The sequence below is a fragment of the Streptococcus sp. 1001283B150225_161107_H12 genome (assembly GCF_015552665.1).
GTDB lineage: Bacteria > Bacillota > Bacilli > Lactobacillales > Streptococcaceae > Streptococcus.
In genome coordinates this window covers 119,441-145,008 of the sequence record NZ_JADNFC010000003.1, presented here as the reverse complement: position 1 = coordinate 145,008, position 25,568 = coordinate 119,441, and the positions used below count along the sequence as shown (strand labels likewise).

Sequence of the window (25,568 nt, the reverse complement as noted above, 5' to 3'; positions counted from 1 at the left end):
ATACTTACTAAACATAGGGGGTTACTTATTTTGCAATTTTTTACAGATAACAATGTGCAGTTCCCTTTGGTCGAGCTGTCTCTCAATCAAGGTGAAACTGTCTATATTCAACGGGGGAGTATGGTCTACCATACGCCTAATGTGACCCTCAACACCAAATTAAATGCAAGTGGCTCTGGTGTGGGACGCTTTGTGAAAGCAGTTGGACGGTCAATGGTTTCGGGTGAAAGTACCTTTATCACTCAGGTATTTGCCCAGTCTAATAATGCTTACCTAGCATTGGCACCCGACTCACCAGGTCAGGTGGTGCCACTCTACTTGGGCGAAAAGCAGTATCGATTGAACGATGGTGCCTTCCTTGCACTGGATGGTTCAGCTTTCTATACAATGGAAACCCAATCGATTGGTAAGGCTCTCTTTGGTGGTCAGGGTGGATTCTTCGTCATGACGACCCAAGGTCAAGGGACCCTCTTGGTGAATGCCTACGGCTCAATTAAAAAAATTGAGCTAAACAATCAAGAAATCACCATCGATAATGCCCATGTCGTTGCTTGGAGCCAGTCTTTGGATTACAATATCCATTTGGAAAATGGTTTCTGGCAATCCATCGGAACGGGTGAAGGTGTTGTCAATACCTTTAGAGGGACTGGTGAGGTCTATGTTCAAAGTCTCAACCTTCAGACCTTTGCTGGCTTGCTGAATCGTTATTTACCAAGACGATCATAAGATAAGAAAGGAGTGTAGAAGTCGGTTTGCTTTTGCTCTCCTTTTTCATGTAGGCTGACAACTGACAATCTGGGAAAAAGATGGTAAGATAGAGTGTAAATAATTTGGTGTTCAAACTATTTTACCAACCAGAAAGGAAGTTCCTAATGTCCTATTTTGAGAATTTTTTAAAAGCCAATCAAGCCTATGTTGAATTGCACGGAGACCTCCATCTTCCGATCAAACCGAAAACGCAAGTGGCCATTGTGACCTGTATGGACTCTCGTCTTCACGTGGCACCAGCACTGGGGCTTGCTTTGGGAGATGCCCATATTTTGCGGAATGCAGGTGGGCGCGTGACAGAGGACATGATTCGTTCCTTGGTCATCTCACAGCAACAGATGGGGACTCGAGAAATCGTGGTCTTGCACCATACAGACTGTGGAGCACAAACCTTTGAGAATGAAGGCTTCCGTCAGCATCTGAAGAAGGAACTGGGAGTTGATGTTGGAGACCAAGACTTCCTACCCTTTCAAGATATCTACGAGAGCGTCCGTGAGGATGTTGCTCTCTTAAAAGCATCGCCACTGATTCCAGACGACGTCATTATCTCAGGAGCTGTCTATGATGTCGATACAGGATTGATCACTGAGGTGATAGATTAAACTTTTTCCGTTCGTCTTGGGAGGGACGATGGGAGAGTAATTATGTTTATAAAAGGAAAATAATTTAGGAGAAAGTAAAATGGTATCGTTATCGAAACCTATATTACGATTATTAGATAAGCACCCTAAAAAAGCAATCTATTTTTTGAGTGCTTTTTTACCTATGCTAATCATGCTTATCGTATGGGCGATAATTGGTTTATACCCATTTGGTAGTAGAAGCTTGATGTCTGTTGATTTTGGACAACAGTATGTTAGTTTTTTTGGATTATTGAAGAATTCAGTCTTATCGGGAGATTTCTCTAACCTGAGCTATTCATTTACCCAGTCACTCGGGGGACCAATGGCAGGATTGGTTGGATATTATTTGCTGAGTCCTTTTAATCTGATTTTTATTATTACCCCATTTCAGTTTTATGGGCTTGCCGTATTCCTCGTTATTTGGCTGAGGTACGGAGCGATAGGTTTAGCATTTGCTTTCCTATTGATTAAGAGATACAAGGGATTGAGCTCGAAGAAATATCTTGTCCCTTTGCTATCCACAGCATATGCTTTATCTGGAATGCTTGTTGCCTATCAGATGAATGTAATATTCTATGATGCCATGATTATGCTTCCGATAGTCATCGCTTATCTGGAAGAGTTGTTGGATGGCGGGAGCATCTTTAAATATTCTCTTGCCTTAGGGATGATGCTTTTCTTCCAATTTTACATGGGATACATGGCATCTATTTTTATAGTTTTATATGCTTGTTTTTATGTATCCTCCAAATTAGGTGATGAAGGAACATTAAAGTTAAAATTAAGTAACTTTTTTAAGCCGTTATTGAGAGCTTTTGGAGCCTCAGTGGTTGGAGGTGGTTTAGCTTCTGTAATCTTGTTACCTGTTTTATCAAGCCTTCTCGAGAGCAGAGGTGGTTACAACCCAGGAATGACTTTCTCGTTAGACTTAATGATTAAGCCACTGGATATTTTATCTAAGTTAACAATTGGTGGTTTTGATTCAGGAGCCTGGGTAATGGGGCCAAGCCTACCGAATATCTATATAGGAGCCTTTGGATTTGTCGGATTTATTCTGTATTTTTCATGTAAAAAAATATGTAGCATAAAGAAATGGTCTGCGGGTGTCGTTACTTGTATTTTCTTTATCTCATTTGTTAATGAATTTGTAAATAAAATTTGGCATATGGGCCAAATGCCATTAGGATTTTTTTATCGTTTTTCCTGGTTGTTCTCATTTTTCATGTTAGTGTTGGCGTTCCAAGCGCTAAAAGAAGGATTTGAGATTTCAACAAAAGGAAAAGTAATTTCACTTATCCTTTTGTTGCTTGCATGCTCCTATTTGTCCAATACAACATTCGCTTATATAAAACAACTGCAACCGGAGACTTTCACACTGATTATTTCTGGTCACTTACAGTTAATTGTATTGTTTACAATCATCAATACTTGTATCATATTGTATTTATACTGGAAGTTGTCGAAAGAAAATAAAGAAAAGAAGACAACAAGAGTTATTTTAACTGCTGTTTTACTTCTGATTTCAACAATCTTGGCTGTGAAAGGTTTTCTATTTTCACAGATCTATTTGACCTTTTTCACATATGTCTTTGTAATTTTTTCCATTAAGCCTAAAATGTCTAAGCTAGCAGTTGTCTTGCTTTACGGGATGACATTTTTTGAGCTAGGTTATAATGCCTATCTTTCCCAAGTTGGTTTTTACTATAACGATGTTGATCAGTTTGTAGATGCAACTACTTCAGTGAAGCGAGTAGTGGATCATGTAAAAAAACATGCTGATAGAAAATTTTATCGTATGGCCTCTACCTTTGCCTATTCTAGGACAAGTCCTTCGCTTTTAACGTACCCTGGCTTGGAGAACTTTAGTTCAACTCAGGAAAAATCAACAATTGATCATTTTTCATATATGGGAAATATAGGGGGATATTTCTCTACAATTTATGCAAATGGGACTCCATTAACAGATGCATTGTATGGCGTTCGATATTATATGGATTTCAAAGATGACACAGATAACCAGAAGGAACCTCAACCTGGGGGAATGAATTTTACTCGGTATACGAATCGTTATGATATGGAACGATATTTTACTGAAAAGGTTTATGAAGATGAACGGTACATCGTTCGTAAAAATCCAAATTCATTTTCTATCGCATATGGAACAAATAATCTTGTTAGTGACTTAAAATTCAACAGCAATGATGCTGTAAATAACCAAAATAGAATTTTAAATGCGATGCAGGGCGTTGAAGTTGGAAGTGCTGGTTATGTTGATTATTTTACGCCTTTGAGTTTTAACGATATTGAGGTGGAAAATGTAGAAGTTGTCAAAGAAAATAAGGACAGCGGAGAATACATCTATAGAAGAAAAGATAATTCGAAAGAGGGAGTGATTCGTTATAAGTTCACGCCTCAGAGTGATAATACATATTATTTGTTTTCGCCACAGACACTAACTGGTAGAAACGGCTACACAGTATCAGTAAACGGTGATTTGTTAAGTAATTTAATTGTTTTCTCTCAAAGACAAATATGGCAGATTACAGATCGAACGCCACAAAAGGAATCAGTTATTGAATTCCGATTCCAATTTGATGACATTGATTTATCTCATTTAGTATTATATAGAGCTGATGTTGAAAAAATTAAGGAAGTGCTAGATGCGAGAAAAAATCAAGAGTTGAATATAGAGCAGTTCAACAACACACATATAGTTGGTAAGGTGAATATAACAGACGAGAGCACCGTTATGATGACTTCGATTCCATACAATGAAGGTTGGAAAATCAAGGTTGATGGTAAGCAAGTTGAAACGAAGAAATCGTGGGATAGTTTTTTATCTTTTCCAATTTCACGAGGAAAACATAAAGTTGAGCTTTTCTTTAAGCAAAAATGGTCTACCCTTGGTCTAGTTCTCTCTGTGTTAAGCTTAATTGTCTTATTTATTATTTGGAAGAAAGAGAATAAACCAAAAAGTCGTCCTCTTGCTTCATAACCAAATAGGAATTCAGTCTTTGCGATGCAAGGACTGAATTTTTGTTCTCAAAGCATAAACGGGACCTATGAAAAACTAGGATAAGCTTGTGAAAATTTAATGAAAAAGATGAAAATCAAGATGGTTTTCGTTGTGAATTGAAAGGCTCATGATGGCCTTTGTTTCAGTGTTTGAGAGGCTTTGGCTCTCCTGTAAAATCGGATTGACAAAAAACTGAACAATTAGTGAAAAATAATTAAAAAATCTTGCATTTATAAACAGATATGTTACAATAATAATCAAATAATTTATAAAGGAGCATAATATGCAGACCACAAAAGCACGCGTGAAGCGAGTTTTAGCATTTATGAGTCTTTTAGTTTTATCCTTGACAGTTTTTACGACAGTCTTTGCGACTGAAGTAACTAGTTATACGATAAAAACTGAAATTAAGGTTGATAACCAACCGTTAACTGCCGACACGAAGATCACTACTGGTCAAACGATGGAGGCGACAAACGAGATTAGTTTCCCTGACTCACAGCAGATCAATGCTGGTGACACATTGGTTCTAGATCTTCCAAAAGAACTAGGCCTGGTGACCAAGCTTGAGTTTCCGATTGTACACGAAAATGGTGAAGTAATTGCCAATGCAGTGACAGATCCAAGTACGCAAAAGGTGACCATTACCTTTACAAACTATTTCACTGAGAATTACAAAGATAAGGTAATGACCTTGAAGTACAATGTCCGTCCAAATGCAGCAAACCTGCCAAAGACGGGGACTTACTACTTTACATTTGGTAGCACTGACTTCACATTGAACTACAACAAGGATGATGGTGAAGCTGGTGACTATGAAATGAAGTATGGTTACCAAGATCCACAAAATCCTAATCGGATTAAATGGCGTATTGTTTTGAATGCGGTTCAAGACAAGTTGAACAACATGGTCATCAAGGATGACTTCAGCGACAGCGGACAAGTCTTAGTAGAAGGTTCTCTACGTGCTGTTCGTTATGCAACTCAGCCAGAGAAGATTCCAAATGAAGCGGCTCTTCTTAAGTTGGAACCGATTGATAACTTTACCAAAAAAGCCGAGTTTACCAGAAATGCTGATGGCGATATTACAGGATTCACGATTAATTTTGGGGACAACTGGAACTGGGCTATGTACATTGAGTACACAACAGAGTTGAAGTCAGCACTTCCTGAAGGAAGTAAAGTGGCCAATGTCCTAGAATGGTCAGCTAGCAATTTTGACAAGTCTCGCTCAATTAACGCCTTGACACGTTTGGAAAGTGCTTCAGGTAGCGGTAGTGGGGATCGAACAACTACAACCACGACGACTACTACAACTACTACAACAAGCACAACCACTACTGAGGAACCAACGACCACGTCAACGACGACTGAGGAGCCAACAACTACGTCAACCACAACGACTGAGGAACCAACAACCACGTCAACCACGACGACTGAGGAGCCAACAACCACGTCGACTACGACGACTGAGGAACCAACAACTACGACGACTGAGGAACCAACAACTACGTCAACTACGACGACTGAGGAACCAACAACCACGTCGACTACGACGACTGAGGAGCCAACAACCACGTCGACTACGACGACTGAGGAACCAACCACTACGTCAACTACGACGACAACCACTACGACAACTACGACTGGTGGAGGACGTCCAACAACCACTACGACAACAACAACTCCAGGTGGTCCAACTACTGGTGAAACCACTGAACCAACACCGGGAGGTGGTACAGGTGGAGGTCGTAAGAAACTTCTTCCAAGTACTGGTGAAGTCGTAGCAACTGGTCTTGTAATTTCAGGAGTCATTGTCCTCATCGGTGCAATTGTGTTAAAACGTAAAATTTCTAATAAATAAACAAAGAGTTTCCGTATGATGGAGAGAGCGAAAGCTCTCTCTTTTTTGGGAGAACGATAGATGGAGAAAAGGGATGAAATTATCAATACTCATTACACTACTAAATGAGGAATTAGTACTAGCTCAGACGCATGCAGCTATTTCGGCCCAGCTGGAAGACATGCTTGGGAAAGATCTTTCGGATTATGAAATCCTTTATATTGATGATGGAAGCAATGACAGGACCTTTGAGCTGATCGAAGGGATTGCCAAAGACAATGATCGGGTCAAATATATTCGCTTTAGTCGAAACTTCGGCCGAGAGAGTGGTATCTTGGCTGGCTTTAAGTATGCGACGGGAGATGCTGTCATGGTCATGGATGGTGACTTGCAACATCCGCCCTATCTTATCCCGCTCTTTTTAGAAGCTTACAAGGAAGGCTACGATATCGTCAGTGGCCAGCGGACTCGTGATGGTGAGTCCTTTGTGGGGAGCACCTTTGCTCGTCTCTTTTACTTCCTATCCAACAAATCGATGGATGTCCATTTGACGGATGGGAAATCCGAGCTCCGACTTCTTAGTCGCAAGGCTATCAACGCCTTTGTCTCCATGCCGGAATACAACCGCTTTAATAAAGGTCTGTATGAATGGATTGGCTTCAAGGAGAAAGTCATCCCCTACAAAAATGAGCTTCGCAAGGCTGGAAAGAGTAAGTTTGGCTTCAAGAAATCCATGAACTATGCCATTCAAGGGATTATTTCCTTTAACGACCGCCCTCTTCGCGTTTGTATCCAGTTTGGCTTTATCTGTCTGGGCTTGGCTATTCTGTACTTGGCTTTTGAGTTGTTGAAGTATATCTTTGCCCCGGGGAATTATGTGAGTGGGTATTTCACCACCATTGCGGCTATCATTCTCTTTAGTGGAGTGCAGCTAATCTTTATCGGAATTCTTGGAGAATATATCGGGAAGATTTATTACGAAGTGAAACGTCGCCCTCATTTCATTATTGAAGACACCAATATTGAGAAGGCGAAAGAAGATAGTATCGGATAAGGAAGATAGGAGATAGAAGAATGTTTGTCTGGACCAAGCCTTGGCAAGAACTTTGGAAGAGAAAACCGAAGAGTTTGCTGTATGCTTTTAGCGCCATGCTCCCAATGGCCGTCATGCTGGTCGTTTGGGCTTTTATGGGAACTTTTCCCTTTGGAGACAAAAGCTTGATGGCTGTTGACTTTGGTCAACAATACATCAGCTTCTTTGGCTTGTTAAAAAATGCCGTGCTCTCCGGAGATTTATCTAGTTTGAGCTATTCCTTTACCAAGTCTCTGGGGGGAGATATGATAGGGGTGCTCGGCTACTATTTGATGAGTCCTTTTAATATCATCTATATTTTGACACCCCTCAAGTACTTTGGGTTTGCGGTCTTCTTGACCATTTGGCTCCGTTATGGGGCTATCGGGATGGCCTTTGCCTTCCTCTTGATCAAGCGGTATAAGGGCTTGGAGTCTAGGAAATGGCTGGTGCCCCTCTTTGCGACGGCTTATGCCCTGTCAGGGATGCTAGTGTCCTATCAGATGAATGTCATTTTCTATGATGCCATGATCATGCTTCCCATCGTCATCGTCTACCTAGAAGAACTATTGGATGGAGGCGCTCCCTACCGCTATGCCTTCGCCTTAGGCTTGACCGTCTTGCTCCAATTCTATATGGGCTATATGATCTCCATTTTCATCGCCTTGTATGCTTGCTACTATGTATCGCCAAGGCTGATGGTCGAAGGAGATTGGAAGAAGAAAATTAGAAACGTCAGTCTTCCCCTCTTGCAGGCTGTGATCTATTCGATTATTGGGATTGCGCTAGCTTCTGTCATCCTCTTGCCGGTCTTTTTCAACCTCATCGAAAGTAAGGGCCAGGTCGGAGGAGGGATGACCTTCTCATTGGCCTTTCAAATAAATCCCTTAGATATTTTTGCTAAGCTAGTTGTGGGTGGCTTTGATAACACCTCAGGCTGGTCTGCGGGGCCAAACCTTCCCAATATCTATATCGGAGCCTTGGGCCTACTAGGCTTTGTATCCTATTTCTTGTCGAAAAAAGTTGTCAGAGTCAAGAAATGGGCTGCCGGTCTGGTCACCCTCGTCTTCTTTATTTCTTTTGTCAATGAATTTGTCAGCAAGATTTGGCATATGGGGCAAAATCCAGCTGGTTTCTTTTTCCGTTTCTCTTGGCTATTCTCTTTCTTTATGCTCATTCTGGCCTACCAAGCGATGAAAGAAAAAATGGTGCTTTCGCGCATCGCCAATCTAGTGATTGGTCTGGTGTTAGTGGTGGCAGTCGTCTATATTTATTCGCAGAACTATAGCTTCATTGCCAAGCTTCAACCGTCTGGTGTCACCCGTTACATCACCCGCTTTACCGCCCTTCATTTGTTGGCGCTCCTGGTCGTTGCCTCCTATGGCTTTTATAGCTATTGGGACAAGTCTAAGAAGAGCCAGAAAGAAAAGCTCATTCGGATTGGCTGGACGGCTGGCTTCCTTGTCCTTACCCTCATCCTTTTAAAAGCAGGCTATTTGTTGTCCCAAGTCGGGATCACCGTTTTGATGTACTTGCTTGTCCTTCTGGTCTTAAACCAAAAATGGTCCCGCTTGTCAGTCGTGATCTTATCAGCTTTGACCTTCTTTGAGCTGGGCTACAATGCCTATCTCTCTCAGGTGACCTTAGGCTATGACAGTGTCCATAAGTTTGCGGATGCTGCTGTCTCGGTCAAGCGTGTGACGGACAAGGTCCAGGCTGATGCGGATGAGAAGTTTTACCGGATTGCGACCGACTTTGCATATTCTCGAACGGTCCCATCCTTGGTATCTTATCCGGGATTAAGCACCTTCAGCTCGAGCTTAGAACGGTCGACCATGGACCACTTTGCTTACATGGGGGATCTGGGGGTCAATGCAGCCACAGAGTATACCAATGGGACGCCCCTGACGGATGCCTTGTACGGTGTTCGCTATTACATGCATGCCAAGGAGTTCGATCCAAAAGAGATGGAAGCTCATCCAGAAAAGATGTATTTCTATCGCTTTACCAACCGCTTTGACATGGGGCGTTACTACACAGAGACAGTCTATGAAGACAATCGCTTTGTCGTCTATAAAAACCCTCATTCCTTCCCTTTGGCCTATGGGACTAATTCCCTCGTGAAGAATATTCAGTTTGGGGCCAACAATGCCTTTGCCAACCAGAACATTATCCTCAACTCTATGGAAGGCCATCAAAAGAATACAGGCGATTATGTGGAGTATTTCAAACCCTTGGCCTTTACTGGGATTGAAACGGAGAATTTAATAGAAGAAAAGGTCAACAAGGAGACAGGAGAGGCCATCTATCGACGGGCAGATGCTTCTAAGGAAGGTATTATCCGCTATAAGGTCATTCCACGTTCCAACAATACCTATTACTTCTTTGTGCCAGCGTCTTTGATTCCTAAGCAAGATTACTCTGTCCTGGTTAACAACAAATGGTTGCCAAACACCAAGACCTTTACCCAAAGGCAAATCTGGCAACTGACGGACATGACCGAAAATCAAGAGTCGGTGATTGAGTTTCGCTTTAGAACGGATACCATCGACATGAGCCAGGCGGGTGTCTATCGGGCCGAGCTGGATCAAATCCAAGAAGTACTTGAGAAGCGCAAACAGCAAGGTCTGAAGGTGACCAAGTTCAGCAATACTCATATCGAGGGGGAGGTCACTATTACAGATGATAGTGATGTCATGATGACCTCCATCCCATACAGTGCCGGCTGGCAGGTGAAAGTGGATGGTCAAGCTGTCACGACCGAAAGAGCCTGGAATAGCTTCCTATCTTTCCCAATCACCAAAGGGAAACATCAGGTCGAGTTTGTCTTCAAAACCAGAGGTAGCTTGACTGGTGCACTATTGTCTATTGTTGCAGCTGTGAGTCTCCTTATCATTAGAAAAAAATGGAAAGAGGAGCATTCTTAAGCTTCCCCAGGGTGTAATAAATTTCTTAAAAAGTTGAGATTTCGGTCTCAACTTTTTTCTATATTATTAAGAACAAAAAGTGTCAAAAAACGAATGATAAAAAAATGGACTAAATGGGAAAAAAAGTAAAAAAATGTTAAAAAATAGAGGGAAACTTCATCTGAATATTCAGAAAGTTTTACGGTAAGTAACAACTTTGATATATTTAGTTGACGGTGATGAACAAGTTTGATAATATTTGTTATGTATCAAACAATAAAAATATGAAAAAGGAGATACAAATAAATGAAGGAAATGTTTAATAGACGTCAGCGCTTTTCTTTGCGAAAGTATAGCGTTGGCGTTTGTTCTGTATTACTAGGGACAGCGCTTTTTGCTGTCGGAACTCCGACAGTAGCTGCGGATGAAGCTAGTGCGCCTACTGACACAAGCAAGGAAACAGTAGAAAGCGTTCAACCTGAGTCGACTCAAGGGGCGCAAGATACTGCTACTAAAGCTCCAGGTGAGACATATGCTGAGGGAGCACCTGCACCTAAAGTGGATCTTTCAAGCTCTGCTTTAGCAGCAGAAGCAAAAGCGGCAACGGAAACTCCAGCTGCACCTGAAGCAAAACCCGCTGTAGAAGCAACTCCAAAAGCAGAAGTAGCTGCAAAACCAGCAACAAGTGAAGCAGGAATCTCTTTAGAAGAACATGCTAAATTGTTGGAAACAGAAAAAGCAGCTGAAGCAAAACCAGCAGCAACTGAAGCAAAACCTGCTACAGATGAATCAAACAAGCCACGTGTACGTAGCCGTCGTGCTGCTACTAACGAAGCTGTGTCTGGGGACCACAACTCTAATCCAGTAGCAGTAAGTACTTACTTAAAAGATGGGGAAACTGTTGACCCATCTATTACTAATCCTAACGGGGCAACTGTTAAGTCTCAAGAAGTACCAGCTGGTTACGCTGCTAAAGAGGGAGATTGGTATACATACAGTATCGTAGATCTTGAAAAGTTCAACCAACGATACAATACAAACTACTATTCACGTGCCTATAAGAGATTCGATGAATCTACAGATACAGTTGTAGAATTAATTGATAAAAACACTGGTAATGTCGTAGAAACTAGAACGATTACAGCAACAAGTGGAATTCAAAAATTCACTACGACAGCTACTGCATCTAGAGGAGAGTTAACTTATCAAGTAGACTACGATAAAGGGACACCTGCTAGTAAGGCTGAACCAGCTCAACCATTCTTGCAATACGGATTTGAAGTTGGTGCTGCTATCCAAGCCTTGGTAGCTCCAGGACATAACCTTACTACTGAAGAACAAAAATTATACGATGATGTTTATGCTGCTCGTACATCAAGAGATATTATTAACGTTGTAGAACCAGCTTATAATGGTCGTACAATTACTGACACTAACAGTAAAATCCCACGTTTTGTTGAAAAAACAACTTACTACAGAGTAGTTGATAAAAACAACGCTACATTTAACGCTGGTAAAACTGATCCAACAGTTCAAGATTATGAGCCAAATGGTAATGAAGTTGACTTAGCCAAATACACAACTAAAGCCATGGAAGGACAAAACTTCACAGCGTCTGGCGAGCGTCAATTTGATGGCTACAAATTGTATCAAAAAGCTGACCCAGATTCAACATCTGGTTATGTAAGTCGTCCTTACAAAGTTGGTACGAAATTCATGGACGCTGAGCGTGCAGGAATTAAACGGATTAAAGAAATTGTAGACGAAGACGGATCAGTAGTCGTTCGTGTTTATCTTCTTGATCCAAAACAACAAAGCAAACGTTCTGACGGTAGCTTGAGCACTGATGGCTACATGTTGCTAGCAGAAACGAAACCGATTAAACCAGGTGATTATAACAAACAAGAATTAAATGTTAAGAAGTCACCTCTTAACACCATTCCTTTCACAGATAGTAAAGGTGTAAACTATGCAAATGGTAAGGAAGTTCCATTTGACTTCCAAAAAGCTGCAGGATATACACCGTATAAGACTGTCTTTGTTCCATTCTTAGGGGATAACATCGGTCACCTTTCTCCAAACGAACAATTGGTTCGTGGAGTAAATGGTATCGGTACAAACGTTGACTTGCTCAACTCATTGACACCGTACAAACAACCAATCTATTACTATGTCAAACAAAAACCAGTTGAAGTTACTCCGGAAGTTGAAAAACAATTGGAAGGACGTGTCCTAACAGATGGTGAGTTTACTTTCAAATTAACAGAAGAGAAAAGTACTCCAGACAAGCACGAAGAAACAGTTACCAATAAAGATGGTAAAGCTACATTTAGCAAACTTACCTTTACTAAAACTGGTACTTATAAATACAAGATCACTGAACAAAAGGGCTCTGATACAAACGTTGAATACGATGCAATGACAGTTACCATGACTGTTAATGTAACTGAAAATGCTCAAGGTGATTTGCAAGCTGCAGTTAAATACAGTGCTGAAGGTGGATTCAAATCAAGTGCTGATGATAAAATCTTCAACAACTACGTTGTAGCACCTGTTAAAACTAAATTCGACTTCACTAAGAAATTAGCTGGACGTGAACTTAAAGACGGAGAATTCAAATTCGTTCTTAAAGATGCAAACGGACAAGAAGTTGAAACAGTAACTAACAAAGCTGATGGAACTGTAACATTCACAGAATTATCATTCGACAACTCTAAAGTTGGTACTCACACTTATACTGTAGAAGAAGTTGTTCCTGCAGCTAAAGAAGCTGGAATGGTATATGATACTATGAAAGCTACTATTACTGTAGAAGTTGCTAAAAATGGTCACACATTAACAACTGTAACTAACGTAGTTTCTACTGGTGGGGTAGACGCTAATGGTAAAGCAACTGATGGAACAGCGGATAAAGAGTTCAACAACAAGATCACTCCTCCGGAAACACCTGAGTTCCAACCAGAAAAATTCGTCCTTAACAAAGAAAAATTTGACCTAACAGGTACAAAATTAATGGACGATGACGATGAGCTTCAGGATGAGTACACAGAAACAAATGCAAATCCATATGCTGATCAAACCAAGAACAACGAAGCAGAAAACATCAATACCAAGACTGTTGAACGTGGTGATAAATTAGTTTACCAAGTATGGTTGGATACTAAGAACTTCACTGACAAGAACAACATCCAATCTGTAGGTATCTCTGATACATACGATGCAGATAAATTGACTGTTAACAGTGCTGATATCAAGGCTTATGACAGCGAAACAGGAGTTGATGTAACATCTAAATTTGATATTACAGTAGCTAACGGAGTCATTACAGCTACATCTAAATCTTCTATGAACAAATCTTTAGGTGATGCTGATAACACTCAAGTTATCGACACCACTAAATTTGCATTTGGTCGCTACTACAAATTCGATATCCCAGCAACTGTTAAAGCAGATGTTCCTGGTGGGGTAGACATCGAAAACAAAGCCAACCAAATCGTTCATGTTTACAACCCAGTAAGCAAATCTGTAGAAACTCCAGAAAAACCAACTCAAAAACGTGTGAACAGTGTCCCAATCACTGTAGAATTCAACTTCACAAAACGTTTGGAAGGTCGTGAACTTAAAGCGAACGAATTCAGCTTCGTACTGAAAGATTCAACTGGTAAAGAAATTGAAACTGTTAAGAACGATGCATCTGGTAACGTTAAGTTCTCAGCATTGAAATTCAAAAAAGGTGAAGAAGGAGCTTACAAATATACTGTTGAAGAGGTAGCGGGAACAGACACAACTGTCACTTACGATACAATGAAGGCAGAAGTAACTGTAACAGTATCTCATGACGGTACAGCTAAAGCACTGGTTGCTAACGTAACTGAACCAGCTGACAAAGAGTTCAACAATACTGTAACTCCTCCAACAGAACCTAAGTTCCAACCAGAGAAGTATGTATTGAATAAAGAGAAATACTCTATCACTGATAACAAGCTTCTTGATGATGATGCTGAGTTGGCAGACAAGTACGCAGATACTAATGCGAACCCATACGCAGACCAAACTAACAACAATGAAACAGAAAACATCAATACCAAGACTGTTAATCGCGGAGATAAGCTTTACTACCAAGTATGGTTGGATACAACTAAATTCTCAGCTAACAACAAAGAAAACGTTCAATCTGTAGGAATCACTGATGACTTCGATGAAACAAAAGTTGATGTAGATTCTACTAAGATCAAAGCTTACGACTCAGTAACTGGTGACGATGTAACAAACAAATTCGACATCAAGGTTGAAAATGGTGTGATGACTGCAACCCTTAAAGCTGGCTTCACGAAGTCATTGGGTGATACAGAAAATACTCAAATCATTGACACAACTAAATTTGCATTTGAACGTTACTACAAATTTGATATCCCAGCAACTGTTAAAGCTGATGTTGCAGGTGGAGTAGACATCGAAAATACTGCAGCTCAAGTAGTGAACTACTACAACCCAGTAAGCAAGACTGTTGAAAAGCCAAACAAACCAACTGAAAAACGTGTAAACAGCGTACCAATCTCAGTTGAATTTAACTTCACTAAGAAATTGGAAGGCCGTGAGCTTAAAGCTAACGAATTCAGCTTCGTACTGAAAGATTCAACTGGTAAAGAAGTTGAAACTGTGAAGAACGATGCGTCTGGTAACGTTAAGTTCTCAGCTCTTACATTCAAGAAGGGTCAAGAAGGCGTTCATAACTACACAGTAGAAGAAGTTAAAGGAAACGACGCAACCGTTACCTACGATACTATGAAAGCAAATGTAACCATCACAGTTTCACACGATGGTACAGCTAAAGCTCTTGTGGCAAATCTTGGAAATATTGCAGATAAAGAGTTCAACAATACAGTAACTCCTCCAACAGAACCTAAGTTCCAACCAGAGAAGTATGTATTGAATACAGAGAAATACTCTATCACTGATAACAAGCTTCTTGATGATGATGCTGAGTTGGCAGATAAGTACGGAGATACAAATACTGATCCATATGTTGACAAAGACACCAACAATGAAGCAGAAAACATCAATACGAAGACTGTTAAACGCGGTCAAAAATTAGTTTACCAAGTATGGTTGGATACAACTAAATTCTCAGCAACTAACAAAGAAAACATTCAATCTGTAGGAATCTCTGATAACTACGATGAAGCGAAGTTGGAACTTGATGTTACTAAGATCAAAGCTTATGATTCAGTATCTGGTAATGATGTAACAGATAAATTTGATATCGTTGAAAACAACGGAGTGATCACTGCAACTCTTAAAGCTGGCTTCACTAAGTCACTTGGCGATGCAGAAAATACTCAAGTTATCGATACAACTAAGTTTGAATTTGGACGTTACTACAAGTTTGATATCCCAACAACAGTTAAACAAACAGTTAAAGCTGGTGTAGATATCGAAAACACTGCTGCACAAGTAGTCAACTACTACAACCCAACAACTAAGAAAGTTGAAACTCCAGAAAAACCTACTCAAAAACGTGTTAACAACGTACCAGTACCAGTAGAATTCAACTTCACTAAGAAATTAGAAGGTCGTGAACTTAAAGATCAAGAATTCAGCTTCACACTTAAAGATGCCGATGGTAAAGTTCTTGAAACTGTGAAGAACGACGCTGACGGAAAAGTTAAATTCTCAGCTATTGAGTTCAAGAAAGGTCAAGAAGGAACTTACAACTACACAGTAGAAGAAGTTAAAGGAAGCGACGCAACTGTTACTTACGATACAATGAAGGCTGCAGTGAAAGTCACAGTATCACATGATGGAACAGCTAAAGTTCTTGTAGCTACTGTTGGTGATATCGCTGATAAAGAGTTCAACAACCGTGTAACTCCTCCGGAAGAACCTAAGTTCCAACCAGAGAAATACGTTGTTTCTGAAGAGAAATTCGATATCACAGGTGACAAACTCGTTGATGATGATAAAGAGTTGGCAGACAAGTACGCAGATACAAATGCGAACCCATATGCGGACGATGCATCAAACAACGAAGCTCAAAACTTGAATACGAAGACTGTGAAACGTGGCGACAAGTTGGTTTACCAAGTATGGTTGGATACAACTAAATTCTCTGAAACTAACAAAGAAAACATCCAATCAGTAGGAATCTCAGATGACTACGATGAAACTAAATTGGACCTTGACGCTACTAAGATCAAAGCTTACGATTCAGTAACAGGCGCAGAAGTAACAGATAAATTCGACATCACAGTTGAAGGTGGAGTAATCACTGCAACCCTTAAAGCTGGCTTCACTAAGTCACTTGGCGATGCAGAAAACACTCAAATCATCGACACAACTAAATTCGCCTTCGGACGTTACTACAAGTTCGACATCCCAACAACAGTTAAAACTGATAAAGATGATGTACCTGGCGGAGTAGATATCGAAAATACTGCGGCTCAAGTAGTTAACTACTACAACCCAATGACTAAGAAAGTTGAAAAACCAAGCAAACCAACTGAAAAACGTGTAAACAACGTACCAGTTGAAGTGGAATTCAACTTCACTAAACGTTTGGAAGGTCGTGAGTTGAAAGCTAACGAATTCAGCTTCGTTCTTAAAGATTCAGAAGGTAAGACTCTTGAAACTGTAAGCAATGATGCGGCTGGTAACGTTAAGTTTAAAGCTCTTGAATTCAAGAAGGGTCAAGAAGGCGTACACAACTACACAGTAGAAGAAGTTAAAGGAAGCGACGCAACCGTTACATACGATACAATGAAAGCGAATGTAACAGTCACAGTTAAACACGATGGAACAGCTAAAATTCTTATCGCGAAAGTTGGCGACATTGCGGATAAAGAATTTAACAACCGTGTCACTCCTCCAGAAACTCCAGAATTCAACCCAGAGAAATATATCCTGAATGAATCTAAATTCGATATTACAGGTAATAAACTTGTTGACGATGATAAAGAGTTGGCAGACAAGGTAGCGGATACTAATAAAGATCCATATGCCGATAAGGATGATAACAACGAAGCTCAAAATATCAATACGAAGACACTTAAGAAGGGTGATAAAGTATACTACCAAGTATGGTTGGATACAACTAAGTTCACTGAAGCTCACAATATTCAATCTGTAGGTGTAACAGATAAATATGACAGCGAAAACTTAGACGTCAACGTAGCAGAAATTAAAGCATACGACTCTGTAACAGGAGAAGATGTGACAGCTAAATTTGATATCAAGGTTGAAAATGGTGTGATCACTGCAACTTCTAAGACAGACTTGACTAAGTCACTTGGAGACGCAGAAAACACTCCAGTAATCGACACTGCTAAATTTGCATTCGGACGTTACTACAAGTTTGAAATCCCTGCAACTATCAAAGCAACAGCTAAAGATGGTGTAGATATCGAAAACACTGCTTCACAAACTGTTCACCAATACGATCCAACTAAGAAATCTGTTGAAAAACCAGAAAAACCAACAGAAAAACGTGTCGTTAACATCCCAACTAAAGTTGAATTTAACTTCACTAAGAAACTTGAAGGACGTGAGCTAAAAGAAGGTGAATTTAGCTTCGTACTTAAAGATAAAGATGGAAAAGTTATTGAAACAGTTAAGAACGATGCAACAGGAAACATCAAGTTCTCTGCATTAGAGTTCAAACGTGGAGAAGAAGGAACTTACACTTACACTGTGGAAGAGGTTAAAGGTACTGAAACAGGAGTTGAATACGATAAGATGGTAGCTACAGTAACAGTAACAGTTACTAAAGAAGGCAAAGTCTTAACAGCAACTTCTCAATTACCGGTAGATACTGAGTTCAACAACAAGGTAATTCCACCGAAACCACCGGTGACACCACCAACACCACCGGTGACACCACCAACACCACCGGTAACACCACCAACACCACCGGTGACACCACCAACACCACCGGTAACACCGCCAACACCACCGGTGACACCACCAACACCACCGGTAACACCGCCAGCACCAGAACTTCCTTCTACTGGTGAAGAACAATCAGCTTCTGCTGCATTGTTAGGCGCTGCTCTTGGTTTGGTCGGACTGGCTGGCCTTGCAAGACGCAAGAAAAACGAAGACTAAACAAGTGGTAGACACTAACGATTCACACTAGGATCGGAAATGGTTTAGTTTTACACAAGAAGGCCTCGCTCTAAGGAGTGGGGCCTTTTTGTTATTTCTTGAAAGCATTGAAATCACGTCTCGCAATATGATACAATAGAGGATATTTACAATAGTTAGGACAAAGGTATGCTTATTTCGATTATTTCACAAGGTTTGATCTGGGCTATTTTGGGGCTAGGGATCTTTATGACCTTCCGTATCTTGGATTTCCCAGATATGACCACAGAGGGCTCCTTTCCATTAGGAGGAGCCGTTGCGGTAACGCTGATTACCAAAGGGGTTCATCCTTTACTGGCTACCATAGCGGCTGTAGGCGCGGGGTGTTTGGCTGGATTAGCAACAGGTCTTCTTTATACCAAAGGGAAGATTCCGACGTTGTTATCGGGGATTTTGGTGATGACTTCCTGTAACTCAGTCATTCTCTTTGTGATGCAACGGGCCAACCTAGGCTTGCTTGGCTACTCAAAAATCCAAGATATGATTCCCATCGCGAGTGGCGTAAACGAGATTATCATCGGAATCATCTTTGTGACCCTGGTGATTGCTGCTATGCTCTTCTTTTTAGATACTAAATTGGGGCAGGCCTATATTGCGACAGGGGACAATCCTGAGATGGCTAAAAGCTTTGGGATCCATACCAGCCGGATGGAGTTGATGGGGCTAGTAGTTTCTAATGGGATTATTGCCTTGTCAGGTGCCTTGATGGCCCAGCAAGAAGGCTATGCAGATGCTTCTCGAGGGATCGGGGTCATCGTCGTTGGTTTGGCTAGCTTGATTATTGGAGAGGTTCTTTTTTCAAAACTAACCTTAGCAGAACGTTTGCTCAGTATCGTTATTGGATCGATCATTTATCAATTCTTGATTTGGGCTGTGATTGCCATCGGTGTCAATACTAGCTACATCCGTATCTTTAGTGCTATCATCTTGGCGATCTGTCTCATGATTCCAACCTTTAAAGAGAAACTGCTGAAAGGAGTCAAACTCAGCAAATGACCGCAATTGTAGAATTAAAAAATGCCACCATCGTGGTGAACAATGGCTTGAATGAAGAAAAAGTCATATTGGACAATGTCTCTTTGGAGATTCATGAGCATGACTTTATCACCATTCTTGGGGGCAATGGTGCTGGGAAGTCAACCCTTTTCAATACCTTGGCTGGGACCCTGCCGCTGACCAGTGGTCAAGTCTTGATCAAGGGGGAGGACGTGACTCACTATGGTCCGGAAAAACGGGCCAAATACCTATCCCGGGTCTTCCAGGATCCAAAGATGGGGACAGCCCCTCGTATGACAGTGGCTGAGAATCTCCTGATTGCAAAATTCCGAGGAGAAAAGCGGGGCTTGGTTCCTCGTCGTCTTGCCCAGTACAAAGACGAGTTTAAAGAGGTTTTAAGCCAGATTGGCAATGGTTTAGAGAAGCATGTCGATACGGCGGTAGAATTCTTATCTGGTGGGCAACGTCAAGCTCTGAGCTTGTTGATGGCTACCTTGAAGCGCCCTGAACTCTTGCTCTTGGATGAGCATACAGCTGCTCTCGATCCCAAGACGAGTCAGGCCTTGATGGAGCTGACGGATCGATTTGTCAAATCGGATCGACTGACTGCCTTGATGATTACCCACCATATGGAAGATGCGCTCAAGTACGGGAATCGCTTGATTGTCATGAAGGATGGAAAAATTATCCAGGACTTGAACCAAGAGGAAAAGGCCAAGATGGATCTGTCTGATTACTACCGTTTCTTTGAATAAATTTAGAAACTAGTTTCAGCGTGTAATCGCTTGCAATACCAATATTAAAGGAGTATACTATAGGTGAAGATAAGGGAGAAGGGGTTGATACCAATGCCTTATAGATTCATACATTAGGTTACTTCGTTATAGGTTTGCCTCGCTGACACTTGATTGTGCTTTTTATAAAAAAGCCAGAACGTCGGAAATGTTAAATCGGTTGAGCCGTCAAGTAAGTCTGCTTAACTTACTAAATGACATTGAAATACGTGGAAATAGTAGTGGAAGCTTTAGATGGTTTTCGAACTTCGGTATGCTCAACTGAGTGCTTTGTAACAAAACTGAAAGAGAAATTGCAAAGAAAACCTCTGGTATGTGAAAACGTACCATAAAAAGAAATGAAAATCATAACTGTTGTTTTCGTTAGCCTGAATGGTTAATCGCCTCTTGTCAGTGAAGCAGACCAGACCTCTAGTCCCGTAAGACTGGAGGTCTTTTTGTTTGTCGTCGTAGAAAGTCGAGGTGAGGTCAGTGGGATTGCCATATGCACATGAATATAGCTGTCGAGATCACTTTAAAGAAAGAGCAATGGAACGTTTTGGGGTCGATGAAGAACAGTTGAAACGCTGGGTCAATCAACACGTGCCCTCGCTTCATCATTTTGATAGCAGTTTTGATCAACGACCCGATACGGAAGCCTACGTAGCAGAGGACGGTATCGTCTTTGTGTGTGATCTGAAGAATCGGGAATTTATTACTTGCTTCCAAGCGGTCAATTTGACGGTGGATGAAGAACAGAAGGAAGTCTGTCAAGACATTCATCGTGAGAATGTGCTCGCTTATAAACATAGCCAGAACAAGCTCCTGAATCGCTACCGGTTGAAAGAAGCCAAAGAATTGCTGGTCAATATTGATGAGCATGTTGATCGGTTTTATAGCTTGTCTCAAACCCTTAAGAAGGGGGCGCTTAGCGATCGGAATTACCAGCACTTAGAAGAACTGCTAAACGAGTTTCATGTCATCAAGGCGGCGATACGGGTGATTGAGAATAAGAAAAATGACTATCATACAGACTAGGGTCTCTTTTTGACAAAGTTGACAATCTGGGCTATCGTCTTTGGTCTTAATAAAGGGTCCTCCATCAGATGATGGAGGGCTTTTGTTTGGTCTGACTTTTGAAAAAATCGTGAAAAAATAGTATAATGTTCTAGATATGCAAGAAATTTGCAAAACTGTAATTCGACTTGGTGAGCCAAGGACCGTAAGTATGAACCATCACATAAAGGAGAAAACATGAGTAACATTAAGTTGATTACTTTAGGTGGAGTCCGTGAAAACGGGAAAAACCTCTACATAGCTGAAGTAAATGACTCTATTTTTGTTTTGGATGCTGGTCTCAAGTATCCAGAAAATGAGCAACTAGGGGTCGATGTCGTTATTCCCAACATGGACTACCTCTTTGAGAATAGCGATCGTATCGCAGGAGTCTTTTTAACGCACGGGCATGCGGATGCCATCGGAGCCCTTCCTTATCTTTTAGCGGAGGCTAAAGTTCCCGTATTTGGGTCAGAGTTGACCATCGAGTTGGCCAAACTCTTTGTCAAGAGCAACGATAGTGTCAAGAAGTTCAATGACTTCCATGTGATCGATGCCAACTCAGAGATTGATTTTGGAGGAACGGTTGTTTCCTTCTTCCAGACAACCCACTCTATTCCAGAAAGTTTAGGAATTGTCATCAAGACTTCTGAAGGAAATATCGTCTATACCGGAGACTTCAAGTTTGACCAGACAGCGAGTGAGTTTTATGCGACAGACTTTGCTCGTTTGGCAGAGATTGGACAAGAAGGCGTCCTCGCTCTCTTGAGTGACTCTGCCAATGCTGATAGTAAGATTCAAGTCGCTAGTGAGCAAGAGGTTGGGGATGAAATCCTGGATACGATTGCTGACTGGGATGGCCGTATCATTGTAGCCGCTGTTGCAAGTAACTTATCACGGATCCAGCAAGTCTTTGACGCAGCAGCAGAGACAGGGCGCCGGGTTGTCTTGACTGGATTTGACGTAGAAAATATTGTCCGGACAGGGATTCGTTTAAATAAACTTTCTTTGGCCAACGAAAAAATATTGATCAAGCCAAAAGAAATGTCTCGTTTTGAGGACCATGAATTGATTATTCTTGAAACGGGGCGGATGGGTGAACCCATCAATGGCCTCCGTAAAATGTCCATTGGCCGTCACCGCTATGTTGAAATCAAGGATGGCGACTTGGTCTATATCGTAACAACTCCATCTATCGCCAAAGAAGCGGTTATGGCACGTGTAGAAAATATGGTCTATCAAGCAGGCGGAGTCGTAAAAGCGATTACTCAAAGCTTGCGTGTATCAGGACACGGAAATGCGCGTGATCTTCAATTGATGATCAACCTCCTTCGTCCCAACTATCTCTTCCCAATCCAAGGGGAATACCGTGAATTGGATGCCCATGCACGGCTTGCGATGGAAGTGGGGATTTTGCCTGAAAATATCTTCATTCCGAAAAAAGGCACCATCATGGAATATGACAATGGTGACTTCGTTCCTGCTGGTAGCGTCTCTGCTGGAGATGTCCTCATCGATGGGAATGCTATTGGAGATGTTGGAAATGTCGTGCTCCGTGACCGGAAAGTCCTTTCAGAAGATGGTATCTTTATTGTGGCCATTACCGTTAACCGTCGTGAAAAACGCATTATCTCCAAGGCAAAAGTTCACACCCGTGGCTTTATCTATGTGAAGAAGAGTCGCGATATCTTGCGCGAAAGTGCAGAGATTGTCAACCAAAGTGTGGAAGAATACTTAGCCCAGGACAGCTTCGATTGGGGTGAGCTCAAGGGTGCTGTTCGTGATAGTTTGGCCAAGTACCTCTTTGACCAGACCAAACGTCGACCAGCTATCTTGCCAGTCGTCATGGAAGTACGCTAGGATTAAGATAAGAGGAAAAGTCGATCGTCGGCTTTTTCTTGTCAAGGAAAAGAAGAAATAGTGAGGAAAGATAGATGGCAGTAATGCAGATTGAATACTATTCAGAAGCGCTCGCAATGGAGTGGGGGATCAACGTCCTCTACCCAGATGCGTCTCGGGTGGAAAATCCAGATGATCAAGATATCCCGGTCCTCTATCTCCTTCATGGGATGAATGGCAATCAGTACTCCTGGTTGAAACGGACCAATGTGGAACGGATCCTACGTTCGACCAATTTGATTGTCGTCTTGCCTAATACCAATAATGGTTGGTATACGGATACCCAGTATGGCTATCCCTACTACACAGCCATCGCAGAGGAATTGCCTAAGACCTTGGCACGCTTCTTCCCCAATATGACCAAGAAGCGGGAGAAGACCTTTATTGCTGGTCTATCGATGGGGGGCTATGGATCTTTCAAACTGGCCCTTCAAACCAATCGCTTCTCGCATGCTGCTAGTTTTTCTGGTGCTCTTAGCTTTGAGGGGCGTCAACTAGCAGATACCGACCTTGGCAGTAAGGCTTATTGGCAAGGGGTCTTTGGAGAGTTAGAAGATTGGACGACGAGTCCTTACTCCTTGGAAAGCATTGCGGAGAAGTACTCAGATAAAAAGACGGTCTTATGGGCGTGGTGTGGCGAGCAGGATGCTCTGTATGAGGCCAACAATACAGCTGTGGATCATCTGAAGGACCTCGGTTTTGATATCACCTACAGCCATGGACCAGGAAAACATGAATGGTTTTATTGGGAGCGGGAGTTGGAGCATTTCTTAGCAACCCTGCCAATTGATTTTGAACTAGAAGAACGACTCGATTAGGAAGCTACTCATGCAGAGATATGCTATAATAGAGTGAAAAGTGCCTGGGCCAGTTAGAAGAGAAGCCCAGAATCAATGAACAATTAGGAGAAACATACGTGACTAAAGATATTCGTGTGCGTTATGCACCAAGTCCAACCGGACTACTACACATCGGAAATGCTCGTACAGCATTGTTTAACTACTTGTATGCGCGCCACCATGGTGGAACCTTTATCATCCGTATCGAAGATACGGACCGTAAGCGCCACGTCGAAGACGGCGAACGTTCCCAGCTGGAAAACCTTCGTTGGTTGGGCATGGACTGGGATGAAAGTCCAGAGACGCATGAAAACTACCGCCAATCAGAGCGTTTGGAACTCTATCAAAAATATATCGACCAACTCTTAGCCGAAGGGAAAGCCTACAAGTCTTACGTTACAGAAGAAGAGTTGGCAGCAGAGCGTGAACGCCAAGAAGCAGCGGGTGAAACACCTCGCTACATCAACGAATACCTCGGCATGAGCGAAGAAGAAAAGGCAGCTTATATCGCAGAACGCGAAGCAGCAGGGATCATCCCAACGGTTCGTTTGGCTGTTAATGAGTCAGGTATCTACAAGTGGCACGATATGGTCAAAGGTGATATCGAATTTGAAGGTGGCAATATCGGTGGTGACTGGGTTATCCAAAAGAAAGATGGTTACCCAACTTACAACTTCGCCGTTGTGATCGATGACCATGATATGCAAATCTCTCACGTCATCCGTGGAGATGACCACATTGCCAATACACCAAAACAGCTCATGGTTTATGAAGCGCTTGGATGGGAAGCTCCAGAGTTCGGTCACATGACCTTGATCATCAACTCTGAAACTAGTAAGAAGTTGTCTAAACGTGATACCAACACCCTTCAATTTATCGAAGATTACCGTAAGAAAGGGTACCTTCCAGAAGCAGTCTTTAACTTTATCGCCCTTCTTGGTTGGAATCCTGGTGGGGAAGACGAAATCTTCTCTCGTGAAGAACTCATCAAGCTTTTTGATGAAAACCGCCTTAGCAAGTCTCCAGCAGCCTTCGACCAGAAGAAAATGGACTGGATGAGCAATGAGTACATTAAGAATGCGGATCTTGCGACCATCTTTGAAATGGCCAAACCATTCCTCGAAGCAGCAGGACGCTTGACAGATAAGGCTGAAAAATTGGTGGAACTCTACAAACCACAAATGAAGTCAGTTGATGAAATCGTTCCATTGACAGACCTCTTCTTCTCTGACTTCCCAGAATTGACAGAAGCTGAACGAGAAATCATGGCTGGTGAAACTGTGCCAACTGTACTTGAAGCTTTCAAGGCTAAGCTTGAAGCTATGTCAGACGATGAGTTTGTGGTAGAAAATATCTTCCCACAAATCAAAGCGGTCCAAAAAGAAACTGGTATCAAAGGAAAAAATCTCTTCATGCCAATCCGTATCGCCGTTTCAGGAGAAATGCATGGTCCTGAATTGCCAGATACCATCTACTTGCTTGGACGTGAAAAATCCATCCAACATATTGAAAAAATGTTGGAAGAAATTGCAAAATAGGAATCAGCTTTTGAAAACATGCTGTTCATTTTTAAAAAGTCATCGATTCGATGGCTTTTTTGCTGAGATAGAGCATAGATTTAGCCAAAATGATTGAAAA

General features: G+C 41.7%; 13 protein-coding genes. All 13 read left to right on the top strand.

Annotated features, from left to right (window positions below; all coding sequences use genetic code 11):
• The first annotated feature begins 30 nt into the window (after positions 1-30).
• Complete coding sequence (locus tag I2C87_RS05830; protein ID WP_023027329.1) at positions 31-726, top strand: TIGR00266 family protein; 696 nt, start codon at positions 31-33, stop codon at positions 724-726.
• A 146-nt stretch (positions 727-872) separates the two neighbouring features.
• The gene (locus I2C87_RS05825; protein ID WP_023027328.1) at positions 873-1,370 is read left to right on the top strand and encodes a beta-class carbonic anhydrase; all 498 of its coding nucleotides are present in this window, start codon (positions 873-875) and stop codon (positions 1,368-1,370) included.
• Between the two features lie 79 nt (positions 1,371-1,449).
• Positions 1,450-4,386: a glycosyltransferase PgfM1 gene (pgfM1, locus tag I2C87_RS05820; protein WP_195324205.1), complete on the top strand. Its 2,937-nt coding sequence runs from the start codon at positions 1,450-1,452 to the stop codon at positions 4,384-4,386.
• Between the two features lie 304 nt (positions 4,387-4,690).
• Positions 4,691-6,271 carry an LPXTG cell wall anchor domain-containing protein gene (locus tag I2C87_RS05815; protein ID WP_195324204.1) on the top strand — a complete coding sequence of 527 codons (1,581 nt, stop codon included), beginning with the start codon at positions 4,691-4,693 and terminating at the stop codon, positions 6,269-6,271.
• A 73-nt stretch (positions 6,272-6,344) separates the two neighbouring features.
• Complete coding sequence (gene pgfS / locus I2C87_RS05810; RefSeq protein WP_195324203.1) at positions 6,345-7,304, top strand: glycosyltransferase PgfS; 960 nt, start codon at positions 6,345-6,347, stop codon at positions 7,302-7,304.
• 20 nt (positions 7,305-7,324) lie between these two features.
• Complete coding sequence (gene pgfM1 / locus I2C87_RS05805; protein WP_195324202.1) at positions 7,325-10,249, top strand: glycosyltransferase PgfM1; 2,925 nt, start codon at positions 7,325-7,327, stop codon at positions 10,247-10,249.
• A 285-nt stretch (positions 10,250-10,534) separates the two neighbouring features.
• On the top strand, positions 10,535-18,328 hold the full coding sequence (locus I2C87_RS05800; RefSeq protein ID WP_195324201.1) for an SspB-related isopeptide-forming adhesin: 7,794 nt from the start codon (positions 10,535-10,537) through the stop codon (positions 18,326-18,328).
• Between the two features lie 168 nt (positions 18,329-18,496).
• Positions 18,497-19,363: an ABC transporter permease gene (locus I2C87_RS05795; protein WP_048715658.1), complete on the top strand. Its 867-nt coding sequence runs from the start codon at positions 18,497-18,499 to the stop codon at positions 19,361-19,363.
• A complete protein-coding gene (locus I2C87_RS05790; RefSeq protein ID WP_048715660.1) occupies positions 19,360-20,118 on the top strand; it encodes an ABC transporter ATP-binding protein in 759 nt (252 codons plus the stop codon). The genes I2C87_RS05795 and I2C87_RS05790 overlap by 4 nt, the downstream gene beginning before the upstream one ends.
• Positions 20,119-20,685: 567 nt before the next feature.
• Positions 20,686-21,174, top strand: a complete 489-nt coding sequence (locus tag I2C87_RS05785) for a hypothetical protein (RefSeq protein WP_195324200.1) — start codon at positions 20,686-20,688, stop codon at positions 21,172-21,174.
• 216 nt (positions 21,175-21,390) lie between these two features.
• Positions 21,391-23,052: a ribonuclease J gene (locus I2C87_RS05780; RefSeq protein ID WP_117744767.1), complete on the top strand. Its 1,662-nt coding sequence runs from the start codon at positions 21,391-21,393 to the stop codon at positions 23,050-23,052.
• A 74-nt stretch (positions 23,053-23,126) separates the two neighbouring features.
• Positions 23,127-23,909: an alpha/beta hydrolase gene (locus I2C87_RS05775; protein ID WP_129822526.1), complete on the top strand. Its 783-nt coding sequence runs from the start codon at positions 23,127-23,129 to the stop codon at positions 23,907-23,909.
• 98 nt (positions 23,910-24,007) lie between these two features.
• A complete protein-coding gene (gene gltX / locus I2C87_RS05770) occupies positions 24,008-25,468 on the top strand; it encodes a glutamate--tRNA ligase (protein WP_195324199.1) in 1,461 nt (486 codons plus the stop codon).
• Positions 25,469-25,568 lie beyond the last annotated feature (100 nt).

Bases quoted from the DNA above. Each gene is read 5' to 3' on its own strand.
- I2C87_RS05825 (WP_023027328.1), top strand. From the start codon at position 873: ATGTCCTATTTTGAGAATTTTTTAAAAGCCAATCAAGCCTATGTTGAA.
- pgfM1 (WP_195324205.1), top strand. From the start codon at position 1,450: ATGGTATCGTTATCGAAACCTATATTACGATTATTAGATAAGCACCCT.
- I2C87_RS05815 (WP_195324204.1), top strand. From the start codon at position 4,691: ATGCAGACCACAAAAGCACGCGTGAAGCGAGTTTTAGCATTTATGAGT.
- pgfS (WP_195324203.1), top strand. From the start codon at position 6,345: ATGAAATTATCAATACTCATTACACTACTAAATGAGGAATTAGTACTA.
- pgfM1 (WP_195324202.1), top strand. From the start codon at position 7,325: ATGTTTGTCTGGACCAAGCCTTGGCAAGAACTTTGGAAGAGAAAACCG.
- I2C87_RS05800 (WP_195324201.1), top strand. From the start codon at position 10,535: ATGAAGGAAATGTTTAATAGACGTCAGCGCTTTTCTTTGCGAAAGTAT.
- I2C87_RS05795 (WP_048715658.1), top strand. From the start codon at position 18,497: ATGCTTATTTCGATTATTTCACAAGGTTTGATCTGGGCTATTTTGGGG.
- I2C87_RS05790 (WP_048715660.1), top strand. From the start codon at position 19,360: ATGACCGCAATTGTAGAATTAAAAAATGCCACCATCGTGGTGAACAAT.
- I2C87_RS05785 (WP_195324200.1), top strand. From the start codon at position 20,686: ATGGAACGTTTTGGGGTCGATGAAGAACAGTTGAAACGCTGGGTCAAT.
- I2C87_RS05780 (WP_117744767.1), top strand. From the start codon at position 21,391: ATGAGTAACATTAAGTTGATTACTTTAGGTGGAGTCCGTGAAAACGGG.
- I2C87_RS05775 (WP_129822526.1), top strand. From the start codon at position 23,127: ATGGCAGTAATGCAGATTGAATACTATTCAGAAGCGCTCGCAATGGAG.